Source organism: Helicobacter bizzozeronii, from assembly GCF_900196775.1.
Classification (GTDB): Bacteria; Campylobacterota; Campylobacteria; order Campylobacterales; family Helicobacteraceae; genus Helicobacter; species Helicobacter bizzozeronii.
In genome coordinates this window covers 1-2,460 of record NZ_FZLB01000116.1, presented here as the reverse complement: position 1 = coordinate 2,460, position 2,460 = coordinate 1, and the positions used below count along the sequence as shown (strand labels likewise).

The following is a 2,460-nucleotide window of genomic DNA, read 5'->3' as shown; positions in this document are numbered from 1 at the left end:
GGGGGGTTCTCCTTAAGGTGGTGTGTGCCACATGTTGGCTTAAAATGTGGTTATAGAGATTGGGGATCGCAAATTATTTGTGTCCGGGTTGCCCAAATAATCAATACAGCACAAAAAACGATCCTCTCAAAACTAAGCAAAGATTAGATATAATTTTAAAAATCTTTTTAGGAGAATGCGTGAAAAAGGGAATCCATCCGGAGTATGTGCCTTGCAAAGTAACTTGTGTGACCAGCGGGAAAGAAATTGAGGTTTTGAGCACAAAGAGCGAACTTAGAATCGATATTTCTAGTTTTTGCCATCCTTTTTACACCGGGAGCGACAAGATCGCGGACACCACCGGGCGTGTGGAGCGCTTCAAACAAAAATACAAAATGCAGTAGTGCTCACTCTCTTGCCGACACCCATTGGCAACTTGAAAGACATGACTTGGCGTGCTTTGGAGGCTTTGGTTGGTTGCGATGTGCTCTTGTGCGAGGATGTCCGCATCACCAAGCGACTCCTCTTTTTATTAGAACAACAAACATGGGCACGGGGCATCTTACAAACCAGTTCCAAACCCCTTAAACAGAAGCCTTTTATGTCTTTCCACTCCCACAACCAAGAGACATTTTTAAAGCAAATAGAGCCCTCTTTTTTTCACGATCAGCATGTGATCTTTGCTAGCGATGCGGGCATGCCCTGTGTGAGCGATCCGGGGGCTAAATTAGTTAGTTTCGCCCAAGAACACAAGATTGCCTATGAAGTCTTGCCCGGGGCGAGTGCATGCGTGGGTGCTTATAGTGCGAGCGGGTTTGAGTTAGCAGAATTTTATTTTGTGGGGTTTTTGCCCCCCAAGCTTAACGATCGGCGCGCCAAAATTGCCCATTTGTTAGCTAGCCAGCCTCCCGTGTTAATCTTTTATGAGAGCCCGCAGCGCTTGCTAGACACCCTAGAGGATCTAGCACAGCTTGCCCCCCAAAGCGTGCTTTTTGCCATTAAGGAGATGACCAAGCTCCATGAACGCTTTTTTAAAGGGAATGTCTTGGAGGTGTCCCAACAAATTAAGGCTTTGGGGCGTAAGTCCTTGCAAGGCGAATGGGTGTTGGTGTTGGAGAATAGGGAGAAGCGCGAACCTAGTTTGCCTCTATCAAGCATTGAGCAGATGGAGCTACCCCCTAAGATCAAAGCCAAACTTGTGGCAAAAATGCTAGGGGTTAGCCCTAAAGAAGTCTATACACCCACACGCAAAGAGGGTTAAATGGTGGTTTTTGGCAAACAAGTGGTGTTGCACATGCTCACGCATTACCCCCAGTCTATCTCTATTTTTTATTTGGCTAGAGAGGTGGATAGGAAGCTTTTTAATTTGTTTAAAGCCCACAAAAGGCGTTATGCGAGCCAAATTGTTGCATTAGATTTTAAAAAAGCCCAAGCGATGGCTAAGGGGAATAACCACCAAGGTTTTTTAGCCCAAGTTGTGCCCCCCAAACTGAGCACTTTGGAGGAAATCAAGCAGTTTAATAAAATCTTAGTGCTGTGTGGTTTAAGCGATGTGGGGAATGTGGGCGCGCTTTTTAGGAGCGTGGCGGGTTTGGGCTTTGAGGGGGTGATCTTGGATACTTCTATGCCCTATGAGGGCTTGGTGCGCTCTAGCTTGGGCGCGCTCTATGATGTGCCCTTTTGTGTGCGTAAGAATGTCCTAGACACCATTTGTGAGTTGAAAGGGGCGGGGGTGAGTTGTTATGGGGCACACTTGCAAGGGCAAGATGTTAGGGGGGTTGTCTTTGCTAAGAGAGTAGCACTCTTTTTGGGGAGCGAGGGGGAGGGCTTGGGCTCTAGGATTTTAGACAAGATGGATTGTTGCGTGCAGATTAAAATGCAGGGCAAGATGGATTCGCTTAATGTGAGCGTAGCGGGGGCAATTTTGATGGATAGGGTGAGAGGATGAATGAAAAGGAAAAACTAGAGGCATTAGACAAAACACTGGCATTTTTGCAAGAAAAGGATATTAAAGAAGTATCCCAAACGACACGCATTGCCATTAATAAATTAGAAGCCATTTACCAAAAGAAGTTTGACACCTTGCAACGCGTGCATGCGATGGGGTTTTTACAGATTTTGCAAAAAGAATACCAAGTGGATTTGAGCCACTGGATGGTCGAATATGACAAGCATTTTTTTGCCAAGTCCTCCCCTGAGCTAGACAACACCCACACTGCCAAACCCCAAGAGCCACAAGCCCCGCTCCCCTCGCCCTTTTTGGATTCTAGCCGTGTGAAAGACCCCGCAGAAATCCCCTCTTTTGAGCCCGAAAAAACGCCAAAATGGTATTTTATCCTCCCCTTAGTGGCTTTGGCGATTCTAAGCGTAGGGATTTACACCTATTATAAAACCTCTAAGACCTTTAGCCCCCAAACCCACACCCAGATCACCCAAGAAAGCCCTAATATCCCTACCCTAGAGGAAGCCCCCCCCCATGCT

At 46.7% G+C, this 2,460-nt stretch carries 3 protein-coding genes and 1 pseudogene; all 4 read left to right on the top strand.

Annotation, left to right across the window (positions count from 1 at the left end; genetic code table 11):
* The first annotated feature begins 179 nt into the window (after nucleotides 1-179).
* Nucleotides 180-383: a 50S ribosomal protein L31 gene (rpmE, locus tag C5684_RS08950; protein WP_006017939.1), complete on the top strand. Its 204-nt coding sequence runs from the start codon at nucleotides 180-182 to the stop codon at nucleotides 381-383.
* Nucleotides 383-1,240: a 16S rRNA (cytidine(1402)-2'-O)-methyltransferase gene (gene rsmI, locus C5684_RS08945; protein WP_104640088.1), complete on the top strand. Its 858-nt coding sequence runs from the start codon at nucleotides 383-385 to the stop codon at nucleotides 1,238-1,240. Before rpmE ends, rsmI begins: the two co-directional genes overlap by 1 nt.
* Nucleotides 1,241-1,927, top strand: coding sequence for a TrmH family RNA methyltransferase (locus tag C5684_RS08940; protein ID WP_104638752.1), 687 nt, complete (start codon nucleotides 1,241-1,243; stop codon nucleotides 1,925-1,927). It abuts the gene before it with no gap.
* Nucleotides 1,924-2,460: pseudogene (locus C5684_RS08935) on the top strand (hypothetical protein); the annotation flags it as partial. The gene C5684_RS08940 and the pseudogene C5684_RS08935, both read left to right, overlap by 4 nt.